The sequence below is a fragment of the Paenibacillus radicis (ex Gao et al. 2016) genome, assembly GCF_014641555.1.
GTDB classification, from domain to species: domain Bacteria; phylum Bacillota; class Bacilli; order Paenibacillales; family Paenibacillaceae; genus Pristimantibacillus; species Pristimantibacillus radicis.
The window spans coordinates 93,566-115,547 of the sequence record NZ_BMHY01000010.1 but is presented as its reverse complement, the minus strand read 5'-3'; the positions used below and the strand labels follow the sequence as shown (position 1 = coordinate 115,547).

The 21,982-nt window shown below is 43.8% G+C and carries 18 protein-coding genes, 1 pseudogene, 1 riboswitch and 1 other annotated feature; of the genes and pseudogenes, 17 read left to right on the top strand and 2 right to left on the bottom strand.

Translation table 11 applies throughout. The features are described 5' to 3' along the window. Positions 1-19 precede the first annotated feature (19 nt). A complete protein-coding gene (locus IEX98_RS22035; protein WP_188891465.1) occupies positions 20-397 on the bottom strand; it encodes a helix-turn-helix domain-containing protein in 378 nt (125 codons plus the stop codon). A gap of 145 nt (positions 398-542) precedes the next feature. Here IEX98_RS22035 and IEX98_RS22030 point away from each other — a divergent pair, with 145 nt between their 5' ends. The 11 genes and pseudogenes from IEX98_RS22030 to IEX98_RS21980 all read left to right on the top strand — a co-directional run bounded on the left by IEX98_RS22030 (position 543) and on the right by IEX98_RS21980 (position 13,466). Continuing rightward, the gene (locus IEX98_RS22030; protein ID WP_188891463.1) at positions 543-1,367 is read left to right on the top strand and encodes a hypothetical protein; all 825 of its coding nucleotides are present in this window, start codon (positions 543-545) and stop codon (positions 1,365-1,367) included. 317 nt (positions 1,368-1,684) lie between these two features. Further along, on the top strand, positions 1,685-4,846 hold the full coding sequence (locus IEX98_RS22025) for an Eco57I restriction-modification methylase domain-containing protein (protein WP_229692320.1): 3,162 nt from the start codon (positions 1,685-1,687) through the stop codon (positions 4,844-4,846). Positions 4,847-5,003: 157 nt separating this feature from the next. Beyond that, a pseudogene (gene groEL, locus IEX98_RS22020) lies at positions 5,004-5,174 on the top strand (chaperonin GroEL); the annotation flags it as partial. A gap of 910 nt (positions 5,175-6,084) precedes the next feature. Beyond that, positions 6,085-6,927: a carbohydrate ABC transporter permease gene (locus IEX98_RS22015; RefSeq protein ID WP_229692319.1), complete on the top strand. Its 843-nt coding sequence runs from the start codon at positions 6,085-6,087 to the stop codon at positions 6,925-6,927. A gap of 15 nt (positions 6,928-6,942) precedes the next feature. Continuing rightward, on the top strand, positions 6,943-8,154 hold the full coding sequence (locus IEX98_RS22010) for an extracellular solute-binding protein (RefSeq protein ID WP_188891458.1): 1,212 nt from the start codon (positions 6,943-6,945) through the stop codon (positions 8,152-8,154). Positions 8,155-8,186: 32 nt separating this feature from the next. Continuing rightward, positions 8,187-9,068: a carbohydrate ABC transporter permease gene (locus tag IEX98_RS22005; protein WP_188891455.1), complete on the top strand. Its 882-nt coding sequence runs from the start codon at positions 8,187-8,189 to the stop codon at positions 9,066-9,068. Continuing rightward, entirely contained in the window at positions 9,052-9,975 is a 924-nt protein-coding gene (locus IEX98_RS22000) for a ComEC/Rec2 family competence protein (protein ID WP_188891453.1), read from the top strand. Before IEX98_RS22005 ends, IEX98_RS22000 begins: the two co-directional genes overlap by 17 nt. 14 nt (positions 9,976-9,989) lie before the next feature. Then, positions 9,990-10,763, top strand: coding sequence for an inositol monophosphatase family protein (locus IEX98_RS21995; RefSeq protein ID WP_188891451.1), 774 nt, complete (start codon positions 9,990-9,992; stop codon positions 10,761-10,763). A gap of 26 nt (positions 10,764-10,789) precedes the next feature. Next, on the top strand, positions 10,790-11,509 hold the full coding sequence (locus IEX98_RS21990; RefSeq protein WP_188891448.1) for a GntR family transcriptional regulator: 720 nt from the start codon (positions 10,790-10,792) through the stop codon (positions 11,507-11,509). A 178-nt stretch (positions 11,510-11,687) separates the two neighbouring features. Next, positions 11,688-12,938 (top strand): MFS transporter, encoded by a 1,251-nt coding sequence (locus IEX98_RS21985; protein ID WP_188891446.1) that lies wholly within the window; start codon positions 11,688-11,690, stop codon positions 12,936-12,938. A gap of 105 nt (positions 12,939-13,043) precedes the next feature. Next, complete coding sequence (locus tag IEX98_RS21980; RefSeq protein ID WP_188891443.1) at positions 13,044-13,466, top strand: hypothetical protein; 423 nt, start codon at positions 13,044-13,046, stop codon at positions 13,464-13,466. A gap of 58 nt (positions 13,467-13,524) precedes the next feature. Here IEX98_RS21980 and IEX98_RS21975 read toward each other — a convergent pair whose 3' ends face one another. Continuing rightward, on the bottom strand, positions 13,525-13,827 hold the full coding sequence (locus IEX98_RS21975) for a hypothetical protein (RefSeq protein WP_188891441.1): 303 nt from the start codon (positions 13,825-13,827) through the stop codon (positions 13,525-13,527). A gap of 148 nt (positions 13,828-13,975) precedes the next feature. Continuing rightward, positions 13,976-14,199 (top strand) — a binding site (T-box leader). Positions 14,200-14,277: 78 nt separating this feature from the next. Between IEX98_RS21975 and tyrS the strand changes: the two genes are divergently transcribed. The 6 genes from tyrS to IEX98_RS21945 all read left to right on the top strand — a co-directional run bounded on the left by tyrS (position 14,278) and on the right by IEX98_RS21945 (position 21,977). Next, positions 14,278-15,537, top strand: a complete 1,260-nt coding sequence (tyrS, locus tag IEX98_RS21970; RefSeq protein WP_188891439.1) for a tyrosine--tRNA ligase — start codon at positions 14,278-14,280, stop codon at positions 15,535-15,537. A gap of 144 nt (positions 15,538-15,681) precedes the next feature. Beyond that, a riboswitch (cobalamin riboswitch) is annotated at positions 15,682-15,875 on the top strand. Positions 15,876-16,020: 145 nt separating this feature from the next. Further along, entirely contained in the window at positions 16,021-17,637 is a 1,617-nt protein-coding gene (locus IEX98_RS21965; RefSeq protein WP_188891438.1) for an S-layer homology domain-containing protein, read from the top strand. A 74-nt stretch (positions 17,638-17,711) separates the two neighbouring features. Further along, the gene (locus IEX98_RS21960; protein ID WP_229692318.1) at positions 17,712-18,689 is read left to right on the top strand and encodes a DUF4430 domain-containing protein; all 978 of its coding nucleotides are present in this window, start codon (positions 17,712-17,714) and stop codon (positions 18,687-18,689) included. Then, positions 18,686-19,579: an energy-coupling factor transporter transmembrane component T gene (locus IEX98_RS21955; protein ID WP_229692317.1), complete on the top strand. Its 894-nt coding sequence runs from the start codon at positions 18,686-18,688 to the stop codon at positions 19,577-19,579. Before IEX98_RS21960 ends, IEX98_RS21955 begins: the two co-directional genes overlap by 4 nt. Continuing rightward, positions 19,552-21,258 (top strand): ABC transporter ATP-binding protein, encoded by a 1,707-nt coding sequence (locus tag IEX98_RS21950; protein ID WP_188891433.1) that lies wholly within the window; start codon positions 19,552-19,554, stop codon positions 21,256-21,258. Before IEX98_RS21955 ends, IEX98_RS21950 begins: the two co-directional genes overlap by 28 nt. After that, the gene (locus tag IEX98_RS21945; RefSeq protein ID WP_188891426.1) at positions 21,240-21,977 is read left to right on the top strand and encodes an ECF transporter S component; all 738 of its coding nucleotides are present in this window, start codon (positions 21,240-21,242) and stop codon (positions 21,975-21,977) included. The genes IEX98_RS21950 and IEX98_RS21945 overlap by 19 nt, the downstream gene beginning before the upstream one ends. Positions 21,978-21,982 lie beyond the last annotated feature (5 nt).

Sequence of the window (21,982 nt, the reverse complement as noted above, 5' to 3'; positions counted from 1 at the left end):
CAGCACTTAGCCATTGGGACTAAGTGCTGTTGTTTGTATTATTGCTATTTCCGTTAAATGTTTCTAGCATATCTATCAAAATACGGTAAACCATTTTTACTTCATCCGTATTTCTAACTTGCAGAAGAGCATTAATTGCTTGCAATGTCGATTCTTTATCTGCTGTCCCCTCTAATACCTCTGTATCCATGAAATTGAAAATTTGCATAGGATTAATTTTCAGCGCATTGATGACTTTTTCTAAAGAATCAATTGAAACATTACGTTCACCACGTTCCATTGAAGAGAGATAGCTATAGTGTAAATTTGCTTTCTCAGCAAGTTGCTCTTGTGTCCATCCACGTTGCTTGCGTAAAGCTCTGATTCTATTTCCGACAGAATATGAAAACGCAGACATTTAACCACCGCCTTAAGTAAAGGTTAGGTTAGTTTTTTGAATACAAACAGATAATCGAAGAATTTAATTTTGTTGATTATAGTACTTAAAAGAACTATTATTAGAAAAGGTAATTACTGATTTGGATAAAAGTGGAGGGGAATGAATGAAGAAGATATTGAGTATATCTCTATTTATAATTTTACTTACTGCTTGTGGTTCAGAAGGAAGTCATGAACGACCGCAAGACATACGTAATAAAGTATGGAATGAAGGGCAGCAAATAGCCATTACAGTCAAACATTATGTTGAACAAGGACAGAAAGAAGAATTAAAGGAATTTGCTCATGTGGCTGGAACATTTGGTGGCTATAAGAATAGAGAAGATACTAATGAAAGTGAAATTAAATTAGTGGAATCTGTTAGTGATTTTTATCAGCAATCATTGTTTTATGGGATTTTTGGGGATGGAGTCGAGAAAAATAAAGGATACTATAAAGCTTTGAAGGCAGTCGAAGGGATTTTTGGAGAAAAAGCGCTTGATTATTCTAACTATGATGTTACTAAATTAGAGCCATTATTAATAACAGTAGCAGGTGACCAACTTAAACAAGATGAACAAGAAGATGCCAATAGTCCTGTCGAGCAGTTTAAGAGGGAAAATAAGATAAGTCTGGATGCCAAGACTGTGCAGTTTAATATGGCGAACAATTTGGATAAATCATTTGCAATCAGTGGAGTACTTGAGTTGGACGATTATTATAATTATGGATTTAAGAAAGAAGAGACACATTTCTCTACATATTTAATACCTGACGATGGTACGTACTCTGATGGATGGTATTTGTATTTCTCACGCAAGGATTTTGAAGAACTATTCAACGACCTTCTAAATGGCGAGAAACATGTATTGGTGGAAGCAAAGATTCCAAGCTATCAATATGAAGAACAGCAAGGCAAAATGGCTAATGTGTATACTGCTGAATGGTGAATTAATTTTGGAACTGTTGAAGATATTGATTTTCTCTATTCTATCACGTTGTAATATCACAATTTTAAAACTCCCTCCTATCTATGGCAAAAGCAGTAGAAGGGAGTTTTTAATACTGGAGCATATGGCAACGTATCAAGCAAGATGAATGGTCGTAATGTAACTTAGAGTACTGAACTTTAGTAGAATATTTAAAAAAGATAGGACTCGCAAAACTATAACAATTCGTTTGGTTAATGTTTACCAATTTATAGAACGAACTTGGATGTGCTACAATAGATCAAAGATTGGTATTTCAAATGAATAGGTGGATTCCTGTGATTGAGACGTTGACTACAGCTTTAATTAAAGGCATTAGTTTATGTATTACTGAAGAAGAAGTAAGACTACTGTGGCTTAGCGAGTTGAAGAATGGACTAAACATTAACTTCCAATCTGAGAGAGAACGCAATGATGCGTACTATAACGGTGTAATAATCGAATTTAAGAATGTGGGCTTATTTGGTGGTAAGGTTACTAGCCCAGCATTTAAAGAAGCTATTCAAGATCGATTGAAAAAGTATATTTTTACAAAGTCAGTTACTGAAGGACTTGACCCATCTGATTACATTGGAATTGCGACTGACGGGGTACATGTAGCTTTTGCACATATAAAAAATAATGATATTCAACATGGACATTTAATGCCAATAAATTCGACTTCAATAGCCCTAGTTGTAGAAGCTATACGAGGGTCACAAAGACGTGCGGTTACGGCAGAAAATCTTATTGATGATTTTGGACATTCTTCAAACTCAGGTGCTACCTTAATGCAAGCTTTAGCAAACGCTTTAAGTGATAAGTTAATGGAGGAGCAACCCAACAAAATAAAAATGTTGTTTGAAGAGTGGCGAAATCTTTATGGTCAAGTAGCTGATTTTTCAAATAATCAAGTCGATGGCATTGTTAGAAATCTTGGATTTACTATTAATGGGGAAAGTTCTAAGAATACAATATCTGCTGCACTATTTGTCATTCATACTTACAACTCACTTATTATTAAGCTATTAGGGGCTGAAATTGTATCATCATTGAGTGACAATACTGCGTACAAAGGATTTGCAGAATCAACTGCTACACTTGAAGACAGGGACTTAATAAATCGAATCAATACTGAGATAGAAAAGGGCGAATTTTTTAGTCGCGCGAACATAGTGGGGTTTGTAGAAGAAGCAATATTTAGTTGGTATATAGACGCTTGTTTGGATACTCAACATGGACAAAATATCTGCTTTGCACTTAGAAATGTATTCGTGAATCTTGCCATGTATAGGACGGATAAATTAACTACTGCTCGATCACGCGATGTTCTTAAATACTTTTATCAAGACCTTGTACCAGATCATCTTAGGAAAAGTTTAGGAGAGTTTTATACGCCTGATTGGCTTGTCGAAGTTGCACTAGATAAAGTAGATACTAAAGAGTGGACAAATAAACGCTTTCTTGATCCTACTTGTGGATCAGGATCGTTTCTTCTCGCAGTAATTAAAAGGATTAGAATCGAAGCAGAAACTGCTGGTTGGAGTCCAAGTAAGCAACTAGAACATATTACTGCAAATGTTTGGGGGTTTGATTTAAACCCATTAGCTGTTCAAGCAGCACGAGTTAATTTACTAATTTCTGTATCTGATTTAATTGATTCTTGTCCTGGCGTAAGAGTCGAACTACCAGTTTTGTTAGCTGATGCGGTTTATTCACCAGCAAGAAACCCAGATGGCAATGAGGATATTATAGAGTATACAATTGGAAGTCAGATAGCAAATTTGCAAATTAAACTTCCTTCAGCACTTGCGTTGAATCGGATTAGACTAGATCAAGTCTTTTCTACAATGAGTGAAATGGTCGAAAAGGATGCTAATTACCCAATTGCTGAAAAGAAACTGTTAAGTAAAAAACAAATAACATTAATTGAAGCAGAAAGTTGGAGAGAAGCACTATCAGAAACTTATAACAGAGTGCTTCAACTGCATAGACAAAATTGGAATGGAATATGGTTCAGAATTGTAAGGAACTTTTTTTGGTCTGCGACAGCAGGAAGTTTCGATGTAATTATTGGTAATCCTCCTTGGGTTCGATGGTCGAAACTCCCTGAGTTATACCGTCAAAGGGTGATGCCAACATGTAGAGAATATGAAATCTTTTCTTCTACGCCTCATCATGGTGGTAATGAACTTGATATTTCTGCGATGATTTCGTATACAGTATCTGATAAATGGTTACGTGAAAATGGAAGGTTAGTTTTCCTCGTAACACAGTCATTATTTCAGTCACCTTCTTCAGAAGGTTTTAGGAAGTTTAAAATCAAAGGAAATGAAAACTTGATTCCAAAATCAGTGGATGACCTAAAAGCATTACGACCGTTTCCTGATGCTGCGAACAAAACTGCGATTTTTGTTGCCGATAAACATAGGAATGTAAAGCCAAAGTATCCATTGCCGTATTTTGTATGGGTGGCAGCAGCAGGGGCGAAAAAGGTTTTGCCAGTCGCTCTCGATAAATCGGAAGCTTTGAAAAGAGTTGTAATTTCTGAATACGAGGCAACCCCTGTTGGGGGTGAAGGCTCTCCTTGGTCTATACTGCCCAAAGGCGAGTTTTCCAGTATGAAACATTTAATTGGTAATAGTAGTTGGGTACAAGGTAGAAAAGGAGTAACAGTTGACCTTAATGGAATATATTTTGTGAGGTTATTGAATCTTAGCGTAGATGGTTCTCTTGTACAAATTGAAACAAGACCTCATGCTGGAAAAACAGACATTGGACCACAACAAATTAGATGGATTGAGCCAGAATTTATTTATCCACTTTTAAAAGGAGCGAGCGATTTTTCGGCATGTTACGTGCATCCGAAAGAAGAATTGTTCGTTCTTGTGCCAAACCGAGGAATTGTTAAAGAGGCGTATTCGAAAGCTGAAGCTAAGATTGATGCAGAACTTCCCAAGACTGCTGAATATTTTAAATCGTTTGAATCGCTACTTAGACAAAGGTCAACGTATCGATTACGAATGAAAAATGCACCGTATTTCGCTATCTATAATGTGGGTGACTATACATTTTCTCCTTGGAAAGTAATATGGGCAGAACAAAAAGATTTTTGTGCAGCTGTAGTTACTAGTACAGAAATTCCTGGATTGGGAGAAAGAGTTTATATCCCAGATCATAAAATATTCTTCGTAGACTTTACTGAACCAGAACCAGCTTATTTTCTATGTGGTTTGCTAAACACTACAAGAGTTAAAACTTTTGTAGAAAGTCATGTGATTAAAACACAGATAGGAAATGTGTTTAAGCACCTTGTCTTACCAGAGTTCGATTCGAGTAACTCAAACCATAGGGAACTCGCAATCATTGTTAAAGAGGCACATCAACAAAGTAATTCAGAAAAAAGAGAGAAACTTCTTGAACGAATAAATATTTTAGGAAAATTAGTGTTGCAACAGTAAGTAGTGTGTTGTTTATGATTCCAAGTAAGTCTCAAAAGAGTATTTACTTATCACAACCACTACTTTAGAATGTAATTGTAAGCATGATTGCAAGAAGTGGTTATTGCTCGAAATTTATTATAATGAAAAGTGACATATATGCTCTAAGGCCTTGTCGGGCATCGTTGACCCTGCGAAAGTAACGCGTTCCGCGCTGCAAAACGCAGCTTCCGTTGCGGCTATGTTCCTGACAACTGAAGCAGTTGTTGCGGACAAACCAGAACCTAAGGGTGCTGGCGCTGGCATGCCTGATATGGGCGGCATGGGCGGTATGGGCGGAATGATGTAATAAGGCCCAAATCCCTTATTCTATAAGGGTTTGAGGTTTTGAATAAGTCGTAAAAAATCACAATTGTGATTTTTTGTGGCTTGAAAAAAGAGGCTTTGCATGAGTTTATTGAACTTATGTGAAGCCTCTTTTTTATTTTCTATGATCATTAGGTAGACATCATAATGATCTTGATCACGTTTGTCTACCCGGATGTGAAAATCAACCCCATATATCTGCCCTCTCCGTTATATCCGGAACCACAAAATGTAAAAGTGCAGGCTGATTAGCCTCAAAAGGGCCAAAATCGCCTTCAAAATGCAAAAGTGCATTTGAGATGACTACTTTTCGCCTTAAAGAGGCTTTTTAGCCCGATCAAACTGCATATTTGCATTTTGAGGCGGAAATTCGTCAAAAAAGCGGCTGGCAACATGCACTTTTACATTTTGATTCGTTGCAGCCACCGGCAAGCATGCTTACTGGCTAGAAAACGATCGGTTCTGAGTGAATTTCTCTGAAACATCTGATTTCATAGCCAATATGAGGTGATCGGAGCACTATAAAGTTCAGAAGGGATTTTTGCTGCGAGGAAAATGAAATCAAGGATATGAACCAAAACTCTCTGCTAATCCCATCTAGACAGTTTGAGCATAGAGGTTTTTCGCGAGTCTGCCCTTTTGTTTATTTAGGAACTTTTTTACGCCCACACAACATAAAATAAACCGACAGGCAGGTTAATTAACAGCTAAGGCACGATCATGGAGATCTCCTACAGGAGACTCCGTGATCGTGCCTTTTTCTGCTTTTCATCCCCTCACCAACCAGTCCCGCTCCTTAACCAATTATTAATATGACGATGACAGAGCGTTAACACCGCAAATCTATAGTAGTTGTATAGACGTCTAGACAAATGAAGGGGAAGGAGAACATTTTGAACAGCACAAGAATGAGTTTGAAGTTTCATCCCAAATATTTGTTGTTGATTGTGGTGGTAGTCGCAACCTTGTTTCCGATTTATTGGATGGCGATCATGGCGCTGCAGCGATCAGAGGATTTATTCAAAAATGTATCGTTATGGCCTAGCTCCATTACATTCGAGCACATGATCAGCATTTTCACAACGGAGAATTATCTCCTTCCGCTATTCAACAGTTTCATCATTACAGCAGCCTCGCTAACAATTGTCATGGTATGCGGCTTGGCAAGTGCTTATGTACTGGCACGAAGAAGCTTTTCTATCGCTTACAATAAATCACTGCTGATATGGATTTTGCTGGTTAGAGTGCTGCCGCCGATTACTTTTGCACTGCCGCTCTACATATTGATGAATGAATTAGGGCTCTTAAATACGAAAATCCCCATCATTCTAGCTCATATTCTAGTGAATTTGCCGCTCGTTATCTGGTTTATGCTTGCGTTTTTCGCTAGCGTTCCGAATGAAATTGAAGAGAGCGCAAGAGTCGATGGAGCTTCGGAGTTCAAGATCTACTACAAAGTCATTCTGCCATTGGTCATGCCGGGCATTGCAGCGGTTACGATTCTGTCGTTTATGGCTTCGTGGAATGAATATTTGTACAGTGTCATTTTTATTCAAAGCCCAAGCGATTTCACAATTCCATTGAAGCTGGCAACGCTAAATAGCGAGCAAGAATTAACAGAGTGGGGCAAGGTGGCAAGCGGCGGTATGATATCGATGCTTCCTGTGCTCATTATCGCGATGTTCATGCAAAAACATTTAATGAACGGTCTAACTGCTGGTGCAGTAAAAGAATAGAGGAGGATAAGAGAGATGAAAAAACGATTTGCGATATTACTAAGCTTAGTTATGATGGTGTCGATTTTTACAGCCTGTTCAACGAAAGGACCGGACAAGCTGGTCATCGCCGCACGAGGCGGCTCGCATGTAACGGCAATGGAAGCTGTGAAGGAAGCGTTCGAGAAGGAGCATAATGTTAAAGTTGAGATCATTGGGCTTGAAGCGGCAGATCTTAAACAGAAAGTGTCATTGGACGCTAAAAACAAGAAAGGCGCTTATGATTTAATTATGGCGGATGACCCTTGGATGCCTGAGTTTAGTGAAGGTGGACTATTCGCAAACTTGTCCAAGCTTGGTGTCGAAGCCGATGCTGATTTTGAAGAATCCTCAATTGCATTAGGTAAAAATCCATATGCGACTGGTGATCTGTACGCTTTGCCATTCTCGGGAAATGTTCAACTCTTCTTCTATAACAAACAGCTGCTCGAGAGTCATAACTATGAGGTTCCAAAAAGCTGGGAAGAAGTACTGACAGTAGCTAAAGGCATTCATGCAGATGGTGCTTCGGGATATGTCATTCGCGGTCAGCAAGGAAACCCGATCGTTTCCGATTTCCTGCCTATTCTGTGGGCATATGGCGGTCAAGTATTTGATGATGCTTGGAAAGCGCAAGTGGATTCCGAACCCGCAAAACAAGCATTGAACACTTACATTCAATTACTGGCTGTCGGTTCGAACTATGAGACAACGGATATCGTTAGCTCTGTATCAGAGGGTCGCGCAGCGATGGCATTAGGCTGGCCGTCATGGTTTATTAAAGGGGAAAATGCAAGCGCAGATTATGCTCCAATTCCGGCTAAAGCAACTGCAAATGCAGAGGCAGCTGCAACTGGTATGATCGGGAACTGGATGATGGGCGTAACGGCAAATGCGAAGAGCCCAGAGCTGGCAGCGAAGTTTCTAACGTTCATTACGAGCAGCGAGACGCAGAAGAAAATGGTCGAGCATGGCGGAGTTCCAACTCGCAAAAGCGTCTACCTGGATAAAGAATTATCGGCAAAATATAAGCACTTTCCAACACAGCTAGAAGCGCTGCAAAACTCTGTAGCTCGGCCAAGAACTGCGAAATGGTCCCGTGTAGAAGAAGCGCTCGGTATTGAGCTATCCGCAGCTATTGCAGGAACAAAAACCGTAGAGAAAGCCTTGTCTGATGCCAATCAAGCAATCGATCAGATTATGCAATAATGGTTCTCACGGTATGAAGGAGTGTTACAGAAGTGCATAGTAAACGTCGTTTTCAGTGGCTCATGCTGGCTCCGGTTCTCATTCTGCTGACGGGTTTAACGGTATTTCCAATCGTCTATACGGTAATTAATAGTTTTACGGATTACTACTACCTGGCTAGTGAAGCTAAACAATACGTCGGGCTAAGCAATTATATGAAAGTGGTGAAGGACGAGGTGTTCCAGCAAGCCGTCTGGAATACCACCAAATTCATGCTGCTTGCGGTTACGATCGAGACGATTCTGGGTCTGGCTATTGCCGTGTTGGTTGAGAGCATGAAGCGCGGGGTGAAAATATTGCGGGTATCGATTCTGATACCCTCTTTATTGCCGCCTGTTACGGTAGCTCTAATCTGGCAGATGATGCTTAGTAATCACAATGGGATCATCAATCATATGCTGTCCTGGTTTGGATTCGATCCATTTAATTTTCTGATGGATATTCGAATCGCGTTTTATGCGATTCTGTTTATCGACATTTGGCAATGGACGCCGTTTGCTTTTTTGTTGATCTATGCGGCTCTGCAGGCTGTTCCTAAGTCTCAATACGAGGCGGCTAAAGTAGACGGAGCGAATTCGATGAGCATTTTCAGACATATTACCGTTCCGAATATTATGCCTGCCCTGTTGTTTGTTATTTTGCTGCGCACGATTGATACCTTTAGACTGTTCGATAAGGTTAACATTCTGACCGGCGGCGGACCTGCGAATTCCACAACGACGATCACGCAGTATATTTATCGCCAAGGCGTCTACAATCTGCAAATTGGTTATGGATCCGCAGCGGCAATCGTTATGGTTGGACTCGTGCTTGTATTCTCAGTCTTTTATATTAAACGTTCGATAGGCGGGGCTCAGCATGACATGCGTCATTGATTTTTTGAATGTAGGCTTTGGTGAAGCGACGATTATTCAATATACATACGGCGATCGCAGCTTTTGCCTCGTAGTGGACGGCGGAGATGTTCATGCAACTGCAAGTGCAAATTCACGCAGATGCAGCTTGGCCCAATATATCCAAGAGCATCATATTGAGAAAATCGATGTGCTCGTCATCACCCATTTCCATAGGGATCATATTGGCGGTGTGTATGATATTTTAGGCCATGTTCCGATTGGGAAAATAAAAATTCATCTGATGCTGCCTGAATTTATATTGGAAAGCGGTGTGCTGAATGACTCCACGCCAATGCTGGCTTCTTTATCGCTGTATATTCAAATTTTGAATAGAGCGAAGGAACTTAACATCCCTATTGATAGGATAGAGGAGCCTGCAGCATTTTACGAGCAAGAATTGACTTATAAGCTGTTAATGCCGGATAGAAGCAAACTTGAACAATTGAAGCTCCAGTTGAACGATCTCGACATGAGCTGTCTTGAAGAGCAATTGGAGCCTTTGAACCAAATTGACCGGATGCTGAATTCGACAGCCATGGCAGTCCTCATTAGCTATAAAGGCGAATCGATTGCGCTGATCACTTCTGATGTGGCTTTGGACTTCTGGGAGCCCTATCGTGAAGAGATTGAGAACATCGCTGTTGTGCAGGCTCCTCACCATGGAGACCGGCATCAGATTTCAGGGGAGTGGCTTAGCAGCATAAACCCACAAGCTGTCATTGTTAGTGCTGATGATGAAGGAACGTATCAGCTTCCGCATAAAGAGATTGAAGCGATGATCGCAGAACACAGTAAGGCAAAGCTATATTATACGGAAGCTGCAGCGACAACCCATCGGATTCTTCGTGTAGATGCAGAGCAATGCAGAGTGGAGTTCATACAATAAGGAATTGTGATGACATGAATTTAGATCAATTAATGGTTGAAATAGAGTCTTGGGTAGACAAAGTAGCCGCTTATCAGAAAATCGCCAATGAGCAAAATCAGCTTCAAGTTCGCACAAAGGGCTATGCGACGGATTTCGTTACCAATGTAGATGTGAAATCCGAAGAAATTCTAATTGAATGTATTAAGAACGCTTATCCTGAGCATAGCATTCTTACGGAAGAAAGAGGGAGTTTTACGAACGATAGCGATTATTTGTGGGTGATTGATCCCATAGATGGTACGACGAACTTCATTCATCGTTTTCCAATATCATCGATTTCGATTGCTTTACAACATAAAGGGGTTACTCAGGCTGGTATGGTCTATTCGCCATGGCTTAACATGAAGTTTCGTGCAACTAGACAAGGCGGCGCTTATTTGAACGGGAAGCGTATCTACGTGTCCCATACTTCGCAATTGGAAAAGAGTTTACTGGCCACAGGATTTCCCGGCGGCGGTTATTCCGAATATATTAATCTCAAATATTTCAACCATATGATTAGCCAGACGGCTGGCATTCGTCGTACCGGGAGCGCTGCGCTGGATTTATGCTTTGTAGCGGCTTCGTATTTTGACGGCTTCTGGGAGTTTAATCTTAATGATTGGGATATGTGCGCGGGTGCGTTAATTGCAGAGGAAGCGGGCGGAATCGTAAAACGGCTGGAAGTTGATGAGCATTCACTTACTCTCTGTAGTAATGACCGGCTATATGATATCTTAAAAGAAAGCTTACTTATTCAGGTTTGAATTTATATAAAGCGAGGCCGGGCTAAATGGGAAGCTATCAGACGATTAAGCTGGAAATCGAAAAAATGATCGACAATAAGCTCTGGAAGGTTGGGCAAAAGCTGCCGGCTGAATATGAGTTGGCCAAATATTTCAATGTGAGCAGAGAGACGCTGCGCGCAGCGCTTAAGCTGCTGGAGCAGGAGGGCAAGCTGCTTGTAAAGCATGGTGTAGGCACCTTCGTCATTCAACCGCTCCCGATTATTCCAAGCCGTCTTGAGATGCTGCAAAGTATCGGCACGATGATTAAAGTAGCGGGTCTGAATGAGGAAGAGAATAAGGAAATGATCGGAGAAGTGCGATGCAGCAAGGAATGGGCAGATGCACTGAATATTGAAGAGAACAGTACGGTTATTAAGCTGGAACGGATTCGTTATGCCGATGGTGAGCCGGTCGCTTATTCGATCAATATTTTGCCTAAAGAGTTAGTCGGCGATGCGTTTGAGCGTGTGGATTTCTCCGGATCCCTGTTTGGTTTTCTGGAGGATAAATGCAAAATCAATATTGCTAGAGCTGACACAGAGCTGCTTGTCCCCTTGAAGAAAGACAAATATGTATCGAGACTGCAGATTGATAAGGAAGAAGAAACGCCGGTCATTCTGATGAAGCAGCTCCATTATGATGAGAAGAATAAAGAGGTGCTGTATTCTTTTGACTATCTAAGAAATGATGTATTTAGTTTTTGGATTCGGCGAGAGCGGAAATAAAGAGGATCGGTTTAGAATAAGTATGTAAAACGACGCTTCCAGGCACTTCTAAAGTGATTTTGGAAGCGTCTTTTTCATAACTTTACGTCTTCTTAATAGGAATATAATATTAGCATGACCATAGGATGACTGGAAGCATGTTACAATTGCGCAATGAATAATAAGCGGGAGGGTGTCTATGAAGCTAAGCAGGGAAGAAAGATCGTGGATTTTATATGATTGCGGGAATTCGGCTTATTCATTAGCGGTTACAACGGCGTTATTGCCGATTGTTTTTGGAATGTTCAACAATGTGAACAGCAGCATGGACCTAGGCTACTTCAATTCATTAGCAAGTATCATTATTGCGGTTCTGAGCCCCATATTAGGTACACTAGCTGACTATAAGGATAAGAAAAAACGTTTCTTCCTATTTTTTGCTCTCATCGGTATTTTATCCACGCTGTCTCTAGCTTTTGTTTCGCCTGATAGCGGCCAGTGGCAGCTGCTGATCCTATTTTATGTATTATCAGCAATAGGCTTTGCAGGATCTAATATTTTTTATGATTCCTTTCTAGTGGATGTAACGAATGACGATCGGATGGATAAGGTTTCATCAAGAGGTTTTGCTTATGGCTATATAGCGAGTGTGATTCCTTTCGGTATCAGCCTAGCATTGATTTTCTTTATGGGCATGGATAAAGCGATTGGTTATCAAATTGGCTTTATTATGACCGCATTATGGTGGGGATTGCTCACGATTCCAATGGTTAGGGACGTTCAACAGCGTTACTATGTCGAGCCTGAGCCGCGTCCGGTTTTGAACAGCTTCAAAAGGCTGGCGCAAACGTTTAAACAAATTCGCAACTATAAAATCGTGTTTGTATTTCTAATTGCTTATTTTTGCTATATTGACGGGGTAGATACCATTATTAAAATGGTTGTGCCCTATGCAACTGCGGTGCTTGGTGCGGATGCACTCGATACATTTACGCTATTAGGAATACTGTTGATTATTCAAATTATTGCATTTCCATTTGCGATCCTATATGGGAATTTAGCGAAGAAATATTCGACAAGAGCGTTGATCATTACAGGCATTATCACGTATATCGTGTCTTGCGTCGCTGCGTTTTTAATTTCGTCCGTATGGCATATCTTCATTCTTGGCGCACTAATTGGATCAGCGCAAGGCGGCATACAGGCATTAAGCCGATCTTACTTTGCCAAGATCATTCCGAAGGAAAACTCGAATGAGTTTTTTGGGTTCTACAACATATTCGGTAAATTCGCAGCCATACTCGGGCCATTCATTATGTCGATAACGACGACGGTAACAGGCAATGCTAAACTCAGCATTTTATCTATCATTCCATTGTTTGTTATCGGGTTGCTGGTATTTCTGACACTGCCTAAGGAGCAGAAGAGTAGTGGTGAAGTGATAGGGTAGCCTGTCGAAAATAATAATTTACAGATTTAAATTACTAGAGGAAATTCATCCCACCTTCATGTATAATTTTAGGAAACGACATGTTTCGCGAAGGGATGATGACTAATGGCGAAGGCGTTAGTGAAACTAGTTAGTGGATTGGAACTGACCAATGAAGAGAACCAATTGGAAATAACATTTAATTCAGAGTTTCTTATTATCGAGGAGAAGGGATTTAGAGGCTTTAAATCGGTAGTTGAAAATACGTTTAAGATTCCGCTTGCGAACTTTTTAGGATCAAAAATTGAGACGGGTACGGATGTATTTGACAAAGTTATTCATGCCTATATTGTCTCATTCGTTTCTTCGAATGGAGAAGTACGCAACATTACGTTTAAGATGCCTTTTCTAATGATAAGTGTTACTCAGAAATTTGATAAAAAGTTAAAGACCCAATTGATCAATGTGCCTAGGAGCGAGGCTGTTATTAATATTCTGAAGCAAGCTCAGGAACAGGAACAGTTCGGTAAACCTGATGTTATTTTATAAGTAGAAAAGCGCCTGTCATGGGCGCTTTTGTTTTTTTACTATTGGATGTTTAAGTCAACTAGTCCTTCTTCTGATCCTTGGCAGGCTGCTGCCGAAGTTCGGCATTTTTGGCGGATAGCTGCTTGGATAACTCCTCTTGAGAAGCGGCTAATTTAGCTGCTTCTTCATTCAGCTTTTTGATTTGCTTGGTTTTGCTGCTGGAATCAGGGGATGAAGGATTCATTCGGAGTTCTTTTTGAAGCTGCTTTATTTTGGAGAGCGCCTTGCCCGCTTTGATTTTATCATTGTTGATTTGATTCTGGATTTCTGTGATATCCCGTTTTAAGCGGCTGATCCGGGAAGCCGTGAAGCTGATGGACATTCAAACACCTCATCCTCGTATTGTGCTGCATGCTCATTCTACTATAAAAATGGCAATAGAGCGAGACGGATGCCTATCCTGCATGGAAATCCTGTTCCTTTATTGACAATGATTTTGCAATTCGGCTATACTGTCTGTAATCTTATAACGATATACGTTGAAAGAGCCCAGTAGCAGCTTTGTCCCTGTTATAGAAAGTCAGGGGTTGATGGAACCTGATACAAACAAGGTCTGCGAATTACACTCTGGAGTATCTTGGGTAATGCCAAGCGGAACGGCGAACGATATCTCGCCAATGAGTGGCATAAACAGCGTCTTCTTGGCCTGTTGGTGCAATTTGGGTGGTAACACGGTTATTCAATCGTCCCTATGTCTACAATTAGACGAGGGGCGATTTTTTGTTGTTTTCAGACGGAGATGAACTTATCTATTAAAAGGAGCTGCATGAATTTGAACATTATCGACGAACTGGAATGGCGGGACGCGATTAACCAGCAGACAGATGCGGAAGGCTTGCGTGAATTAACGAATACGAAGGCGGTTTCGCTCTATTGCGGCGTAGATCCAACGGGCGACAGCATGCATATCGGTCACTTGATCCCATTTATGATGCTGAAACGTTTCCAGTTGGCCGGTCATCGTCCGGTCATTCTGATCGGCGGGGCGACTGGAACAATTGGTGATCCAAGCGGCCGTCAAACGGAGCGTTCGCTGCAAACGATGGAGCAAGTGCAAGCGAATGTGGATGCACTGACGGCGCAATTGAAGAAGCTGTTTGTAACCGAAGGCGACAATCAAGTTCGCATGGTTAACAACTATGACTGGACCCATAAAATCAATGTAATCGACTTCCTAAGAGACTACGGCAAAAACTTCAGCATCAATACGATGCTGGCGAAGGACGTCGTGTCGAGCCGGCTCGACAGCGGCATTTCGTTTACAGAGTTCTCCTACCAAATTCTCCAATCGCTCGATTACTTGCACCTGTTCCAACACGAGGATGTACAGCTGCAAATCGGCGGTTCCGATCAATGGGGGAACATTACGAGCGGTCTGGATCTGATCCGGAAAAAAGAAGGCTCGGAGGCGAAAGCATTTGGCCTTACGATTCCATTGATGCTTAAAGCGGACGGTACGAAGTTTGGTAAAACAGCCGGCGGCGCTGTATGGCTTGATCCGAATAAAACGACGCCGTTTGAATTCTACCAGTTCTGGGCGAATACGGATGACCGCGACGTGATCAAATATTTGAAGTTTTTCACTTTCCTCGATAAAGCGGAAATCGATGCGCTTGCCGAGAAAGTGCAAACGGAGCCGCATAAACGTGAGGCTCAAAAAGCGCTAGCGGAAGAAATGACGAGATTCGTGCACAGCGAAGAGCTGCTGGAGCAAGCGAAGCGGATTACGGCGGCTTTGTTTAGCGGAGATATCCGTTCCCTAACAGCTGACGAGATCGAGCAGGGCTTCAAGGAAATGCCAACCTTCGAGGCAGGCACGGAGTCGAAAAACATTATCGATTGGCTCGTTGATCTGGGTATCGAGCCGTCCAAGCGCCAAGCACGCGAGGACATTACGAAGGGCGCAATCTCGATGAACGGAGAACGCGTCAGCGATGTGGAGTTGACTGTGACGGCAGAGCATGCAATCGGCGGCCGGTTCATCATTATCCGTAAAGGCAAGAAAAATTACAGTTTGGTGAAGCTGGGTTAAGTTTAGTTTTGGCCAATCTAGCGGTATAAGGGTAGGCTAAGGGGCTTCCGTCAGAGCATATTTTATATGCTTTGGGGGAGGCTTTTTTACGAATAACTACATGACAAATCTTCATTTTTTCGTTATGATGAGCAAGATAATTTAATAGGATAAGAATGAACAGGTGCCTATTCCTTAGTCTAATTTGATGGAATGGGTTAAATGGGAAGCGGGTGAAAGTCCCGCGCGGTCCCGCCGCTGTAAAAGAAGAGTCCTTGCAGGAAGCCACTGGGAAACCGGGAAGGCAGCATGGGCGATGACGCTTGAGCCAGAATACCTGCCTGTTTGTTTACACCAATTATTCTACGAGTGATAGGAAGGTGTTTATTCAAGCATGCTTTTTTGAGATGTCCGCTTGATTAAACCCCTTGACTGTATGAGTCGAGGGGTTTGTTTTATTTGGAATACTATAAGTTTAGAAGAAGAAAGGAAGTGAATAATAGGATGAAAAAAAATCGGTTTCTAGCATGGTTGTTGATAGTAGCCGTCTTTTTATCCGTGTTCTCGACGAATTTAACGGTTTCATATGCTTCTACAGGTCTCGGGCAAACCTATACAGATTCCGCATCAATCTCGCAGTGGGCGAAAGCTTCAATCGACCGGGCATCGGAGCTTGGCTTCGTGCAAGGCAGCAATGGCAAGTTTAATCCGAAGTCATCGGTAACGAGAGCGGAGTTTGCGAAAATGCTCGTATCGGTGCTTAATATTCCAATGGTAAGCAAACCTGCTGGTTATGCCGACGTGGCATCTAATCAATGGTATTACCCTTACATCAACGCCGTTTCTCAAGCAGGGTATATGAGCGGCTATAATCAGAAGTTCGAGCCAAATGCGAGCATTACTCGTGAGCAAATGGCAGCTACAATCGTTAGAGCGCTTGGACTTAAGCCGGTACAGACAGCCTCTCTGATTGCTGACGCGGACAACGTATCGGCATGGGCGAAAGCGGATGTCACCACGATTCTCGCTTCGCAAATTATGCTTGGCGATAACAACCGCTTTAATCCGCAAGGAACGGTTACTAGGGAAATGGCTGCTGTGGTTGCTATGCGTACCTTCGACTACGGCAAGCCAAGTGAGACGGATCCTGAAACGCCTGTTGTAAGCCCGATACACACAAAGGTTAAAACACAAGTGAAAGAGACTGCAGCTTTTCTGCAGTCTTCTGTTACCAATCCCGTAATCGCCAGTGTTGGCGGGGAGTGGACGGTATTTGGCTTGGCCCGCTCCGGAATTAAGCTGCCCGATGCGTATTATGCCAAGTATTACGCCAATGTAGAAAAGAAATTGAAGGAAGTGGACGGCAAGCTTCACAATGTCAAATATACAGAGTATGACCGTGTTATTCTGGCGCTTACTGCGATCGGCAAAGGCGTAGATCATGTAGCCGGCTATAATTTGCGGGAGCCGCTTGCTGACTACGAGACGCTGATTAAGCAAGGCATCAACGGTCCGATCTTTGCGTTGATTGCCCTGGACAGTAAGAACTATGAAATTCCGACGGTTGCTAAAGTAAAGACGCAGACGACGAGAGAGCTGCTGATTGATTTCATTCTGAATCGTGAAATAGCAGGCGGCGGATGGGCGCTGGGCGAAAAACCAACAGCTGCTGATCCGGATATTACTTCGATGGCTATTCAAGCATTCGCACCTTATTATGCAACAAATGAGAAAGTAAAAGCAGCTGTAGACCGCGGCATCGCCTGGTTGTCGAAAGTACAGCAGGCTGACGGCGGTTATGCGAGCGGCGGCTCCGCCAACTCCGAAAGCACGGCGCAGGTTATCGTGGCTTTAACAGCACTCCGCATTGATCCGCATACCGATGCGAGATTTGTGAAAAACGGACATTCCGTAGTGGACGCTTTGTTAAGCTATGCGGCTAAGAACAAGGATAAAGGCGGCTTTTATCACGTTAAATCGGGCGGTGTGGACAATGGCGGCGCCAAACCGGGTGATGTCGATTTGATGGCAACGGATCAAGCGTTCTATGCTCTAGTTGCCTATGACCGGTTCCTGAATGGGCAAACCCGTCTTTACGATATGACGGATGTAAAAGCTTAACCGAATAAATATGCGAGCAAGGGCTGAATGCGATGCCCTTGCTTCGTTATTTTCACGATTGGGGTGGAAAACGAGTGAAGAACAGCAAAAAATGGCTGGCGGCTATAGCAGTGATTTTAGTGCTGGCTGTCGCATTTTTCTGGGGCGGCGATTACGCAAAGAACACAACGAAGGTGGACACAGCCTCCGTGACCGAGTCGCCAGCAGCAGGCAAAGAAGATGCGACTGCTTCTCCAACTGCAACGGAGGAGCATGGCGGCGAAGAGAAGGCGGACGGCGGTCAAGCCGAACCGGCAAGTACCCCGTCGTCAGAGTCATTGCCTTTGGCGGTTGAAAAACCGGCAGGTCAAGCTGAAGCAGAAGGCAGCCCGGCCCCGACGGATGGTTTGGAGCAAGGCAGCCCGGCAGCTACACCGCCAGCGAAACCAGATTCATCTGCGGCGCCAACGCCAACGCCTAAGCCGGAAGCCACCAAGAAGCCGGCCGATGCCGGGGGCAAGCAGCCAACGGCAACAATAAAGCCAACGTCCACGCCGAAGGGCGGCAAGGATAAGTATCAGACCGATCCGATCCCTAGCGGGAAGCCAAAGCCGGTCGAATGGCAGGATACGGTAGTCGATAAGAAAAAGAAGCTTACGGCAACTTTATCCGTATCGGCAGCGAGTATCCTGGATCATATGGACAGCTTCAATAAAGATAAGCTCGAAGTGCTTCCCGAGGACGGTATTATCTATAAGGAGCAGAAAGTAACCTTTTATGAAGGGGAATCGGTCTTTGACGTGCTGCTTCGGGAAATGAAGAAAAACAAAATTCATATGGAATTCGAAATGACACCGATCTATAACAGCAATTATATCGAGGGTATCAACAATATTTACGAGTTCGACTGCGGTGAGCTCAGCGGATGGATGTTCAAAGTGAACGGGTGGTTTCCGAATTACGGGGCGAGCCGCTATGCGCTGAAGGACGGCGATAAAATCGAATGGGTGTATACTTGCGACTTGGGACGGGATGTAGGCGGCTATTCGGCTGGTGCAGGGGATGGTAAATGATGAAGGACAGCTTCTCAAGCTTCCATCCAATCGTTAATTTTGGCTATTTTGCCGCCATGCTGCTGTTCGGGATGCTCTTGATGCATCCGGCGCTGCAAGTGATTGCGCTGCTTTGCGCATTAACCTATTCGATCCTTCTAAATGGAAGAAGAGCGGTGAAGTTTAACCTGCTCTATATGGTTCCGTTGTTCGTTGTAATGGCTGTGATGAATCCGGTATTCAACCATGCGGGCGTGACGATTCTCTTCTATTTGAAAAACGGCAATCCGATGACGATGGAGTCTATTCTTTACGGGGTGTCGGCGGCCTGTATGTTTGTGACGATTCTGATCTGGTTTTCTTGCTACAATGCCGTCATGACTTCGGATAAATTTATTTATTTGTTCGGTAAAATAATGCCTGCTCTATCGCTCATATTCTCGATGGTGCTGCGTTTCGTACCCCGCTACAAGGAGCAGATCAAGCGGATTTCTTTGGCTCAAAGAAGTATTGGGCGCGACATTACCCAAGGAAATATGCTTGTGCGAGCACGCAATGGCATTACGATACTGTCGATTATGACGACCTGGGCTTTGGAAAATGCGATTGAAACGGCGGATTCGATGAAATCAAGAGGCTATGGGCTGCCGCGCCGCACCAGCTTCTCGCTCTATCGCTTTGATAGCCGCGACCGTCTGGTTGCAGGGACCATGTTGGCTTTAATTGCGATCATGGTTATCGGGGAAGCAAGCGGCCGGAACGATATGCGGTTTTTCCCGTCGATAAAAATGGCGCATACTACGCCGTTCAGCATAATTGTGTTCGCCGCGTATTTACTGCTCGGTATGCTGCCAGTCATTATTCATGTTGTGGAGGCTTTGAAATGGAAATCTATCAGCTCCAAGACGTAAGCTTTACTTTCCCGTTGTCGGACCAAGCAACGCTCTCCCATATCCATTTAACGATTGCGAGCGGAGAATTTATTACGATATGCGGCAGGTCCGGCTGCGGCAAAAGCACGCTGCTCAGACAGCTGAAATCGATTCTGACCCCTCATGGCAAGCGGGAAGGGACGATACGCTACGCCGGCAAACCAATTGAGGAAGCCGATCAGCGAACGCAGGCGGCGGAGATCGGCTTCGTGCTGCAAAACCCCGATAACGGCATTGTTACCGATAAGGTGTGGCATGAACTAGCGTTTGGGCTTGAAAGCTTGGGCTATGACAGCGGCTCGATTCGACTGCGCGTAGCGGAAATGGCCAGCTTTTTCGGTATTCAGCATTGGTTTCATAAAAGTGTTTCAGAGCTGTCGGGAGGTCAGAAGCAGCTGCTCAATCTGGCATCCATTATGGCGATGCAGCCATCCGTTCTCATACTGGATGAGCCCACTTCGCAACTGGATCCTATTGCCGCGGCAGATTTTATCGAGACACTCCGGAAAATCAATCAGGAGCTTGGAACGACGATTATTCTGACTGAGCATCGGCTGGAGGAAGTGCTTCCCGTATCGGACCGGCTTATTGTCATGGATGATGGCGCCATTATTGCCGACGATACACCTCGCCGTTCAGGCCAAGCATTATTTCGGATGAAGCATCCGATGCTTGCTGCTATGCCTTCTCCGATGCAAATCTGTGCAGGTGTTGAAGCGGGAATAGCCGCGATTCCGGTAACGGTAAAAGAAGGCCGGCAATGGCTGGATACTTTTTTACAAGGGAGAAGTATGGAGCTTCCGGTGGTTGATACAGAAAGCCGGGGGCAGTCAGTCGCTAACGCTATCGCTGGCGGCGGCAAACGGCAGAAACCGGTGATCCAGTTCAAAGAGGTATGGTTTAAATATGGAAAAGAAGCACCAGACACGGTGAAGGATCTTTCGTTTGAAGTAGAAGAAGGACAGTTTTATTGCATCGTCGGGGGCAACGGAGCGGGGAAGACGACGACGCTGTCGTTAACGGGAGGGCTTGTTCAGCCCTATCGGGGCAGGATCCTTATCGATGGCAAAAATATCGCGAAGATGAGCGCGAAAGAGCTGTTCACGAATAAATTGGCGATCCTTCCGCAAAACCCGCAGCATTTGTTTGTGAAAAAAACAGTGGAGCAGGATTTGTACGAAATGCTTTCCGGCTCGCCTCTGAGTCTTGCAGAAAAAGCAGAGAAGGTCGAGACTGTTGTACAATTTCTAGAGCTTGAACCGCTGCTCACGAGACATCCTTATGATCTAAGCGGAGGCGAGCAGCAGCGGGCGGCGCTGGCGAAGGTGCTGCTGCTGGAGCCGCGTATTTTACTGCTGGATGAGCCAACGAAAGGTTTGGACGGTTTCTTCAAGGAGCGGCTCGCCCATTACTTGAAGAAGCTGAATGCAGAAGGTGTCACGATAATGATGGTCTCGCATGACATCGAATTTTGTGCCAAGCACGGGGATGTATGCGCGATGTTTTTCGACGGCAGTATCATTACGGAAAATGCGACAAAAGCTTTTTTCGCGGGCAACAGCTTTTATACGACGGCTGCAAACCGGATGGCTCGGCATGTGTGGCAAGAGGGAGTTACGATTGAGGATGTGATTGCATTATGCAAGAAGAGCAGTTAACGAAGCCGAATCGGCGGTTAAGCCGCCGGACGCTGCTGTCTGCCATACTCATACTTGTCGTAATACCGGCAACGATTCTTATGGGCATTTATTTGCTCAATGACCGCAAGTATTATTTTATAAGCTTGCTTATCATTCTTTACACGATGCTGCCCTTTGCCATGGTATTTGAAAAACGGAAGCCGCAAGCGAGAGAGCTGATCGTTATTGCCGTACTGGCCGCTATCGCGGTTGCGGGGCGGAGCGCGTTTTTCATGCTGCCACAGTTCAAGCCAGTTGTCGCGATCGTCATTATCGCCGGTGTCAGCTTCGGGGCGGAAGCCGGGTTTTTAGTTGGCGCTACAGCGGGGTTTGTCTCTAATTTCTTCTTTGGCCAAGGTCCCTGGACGCCTTGGCAAATGTTCAGCTTTGGCATCATCGGCTTTATAGCCGGCATTTTATTTCAGAAAGGGCTGCTTCGCCGGAGGAAGCTATCCCTATGCGTTTTTGGCGGACTGTCTACATTAGTGATCTATGGCGGTATTATTAATCTAGGCTCGGCTACTATATTTTCTCCATCGTTTTCGTGGCAATCCTTGCTTGCGGTATATGCCTCAGGCTTTTGGTTTGATCTCGTCCATGCGATAGCTACCGTATTTTTTCTATTTATTATATCGAAGCCGATGCTGGAGAAGCTGGATCGTATTAAGGTTAAGTATGGCTTGATCGAGCGTGAATAGGGAAC

Excerpts from the sequence above, each read along its gene's own strand:
- IEX98_RS22035 (WP_188891465.1), bottom strand. The coding sequence starts at position 397 with ATGTCTGCGTTTTCATATTCTGTCGGAAATAGAATCAGAGCTTTACGC.
- IEX98_RS22030 (WP_188891463.1), top strand. The coding sequence starts at position 543 with ATGAAGAAGATATTGAGTATATCTCTATTTATAATTTTACTTACTGCT.
- IEX98_RS22010 (WP_188891458.1), top strand. The coding sequence starts at position 6,943 with ATGAAAAAACGATTTGCGATATTACTAAGCTTAGTTATGATGGTGTCG.
- IEX98_RS22000 (WP_188891453.1), top strand. The coding sequence starts at position 9,052 with ATGACATGCGTCATTGATTTTTTGAATGTAGGCTTTGGTGAAGCGACG.
- IEX98_RS21995 (WP_188891451.1), top strand. The coding sequence starts at position 9,990 with ATGAATTTAGATCAATTAATGGTTGAAATAGAGTCTTGGGTAGACAAA.
- IEX98_RS21990 (WP_188891448.1), top strand. The coding sequence starts at position 10,790 with ATGGGAAGCTATCAGACGATTAAGCTGGAAATCGAAAAAATGATCGAC.
- IEX98_RS21985 (WP_188891446.1), top strand. The coding sequence starts at position 11,688 with ATGAAGCTAAGCAGGGAAGAAAGATCGTGGATTTTATATGATTGCGGG.
- IEX98_RS21980 (WP_188891443.1), top strand. The coding sequence starts at position 13,044 with ATGGCGAAGGCGTTAGTGAAACTAGTTAGTGGATTGGAACTGACCAAT.
- IEX98_RS21975 (WP_188891441.1), bottom strand. The coding sequence starts at position 13,827 with ATGTCCATCAGCTTCACGGCTTCCCGGATCAGCCGCTTAAAACGGGAT.
- IEX98_RS21965 (WP_188891438.1), top strand. The coding sequence starts at position 16,021 with ATGAAAAAAAATCGGTTTCTAGCATGGTTGTTGATAGTAGCCGTCTTT.
- IEX98_RS21955 (WP_229692317.1), top strand. The coding sequence starts at position 18,686 with ATGATGAAGGACAGCTTCTCAAGCTTCCATCCAATCGTTAATTTTGGC.
- IEX98_RS21950 (WP_188891433.1), top strand. The coding sequence starts at position 19,552 with ATGGAAATCTATCAGCTCCAAGACGTAAGCTTTACTTTCCCGTTGTCG.
- IEX98_RS21945 (WP_188891426.1), top strand. The coding sequence starts at position 21,240 with ATGCAAGAAGAGCAGTTAACGAAGCCGAATCGGCGGTTAAGCCGCCGG.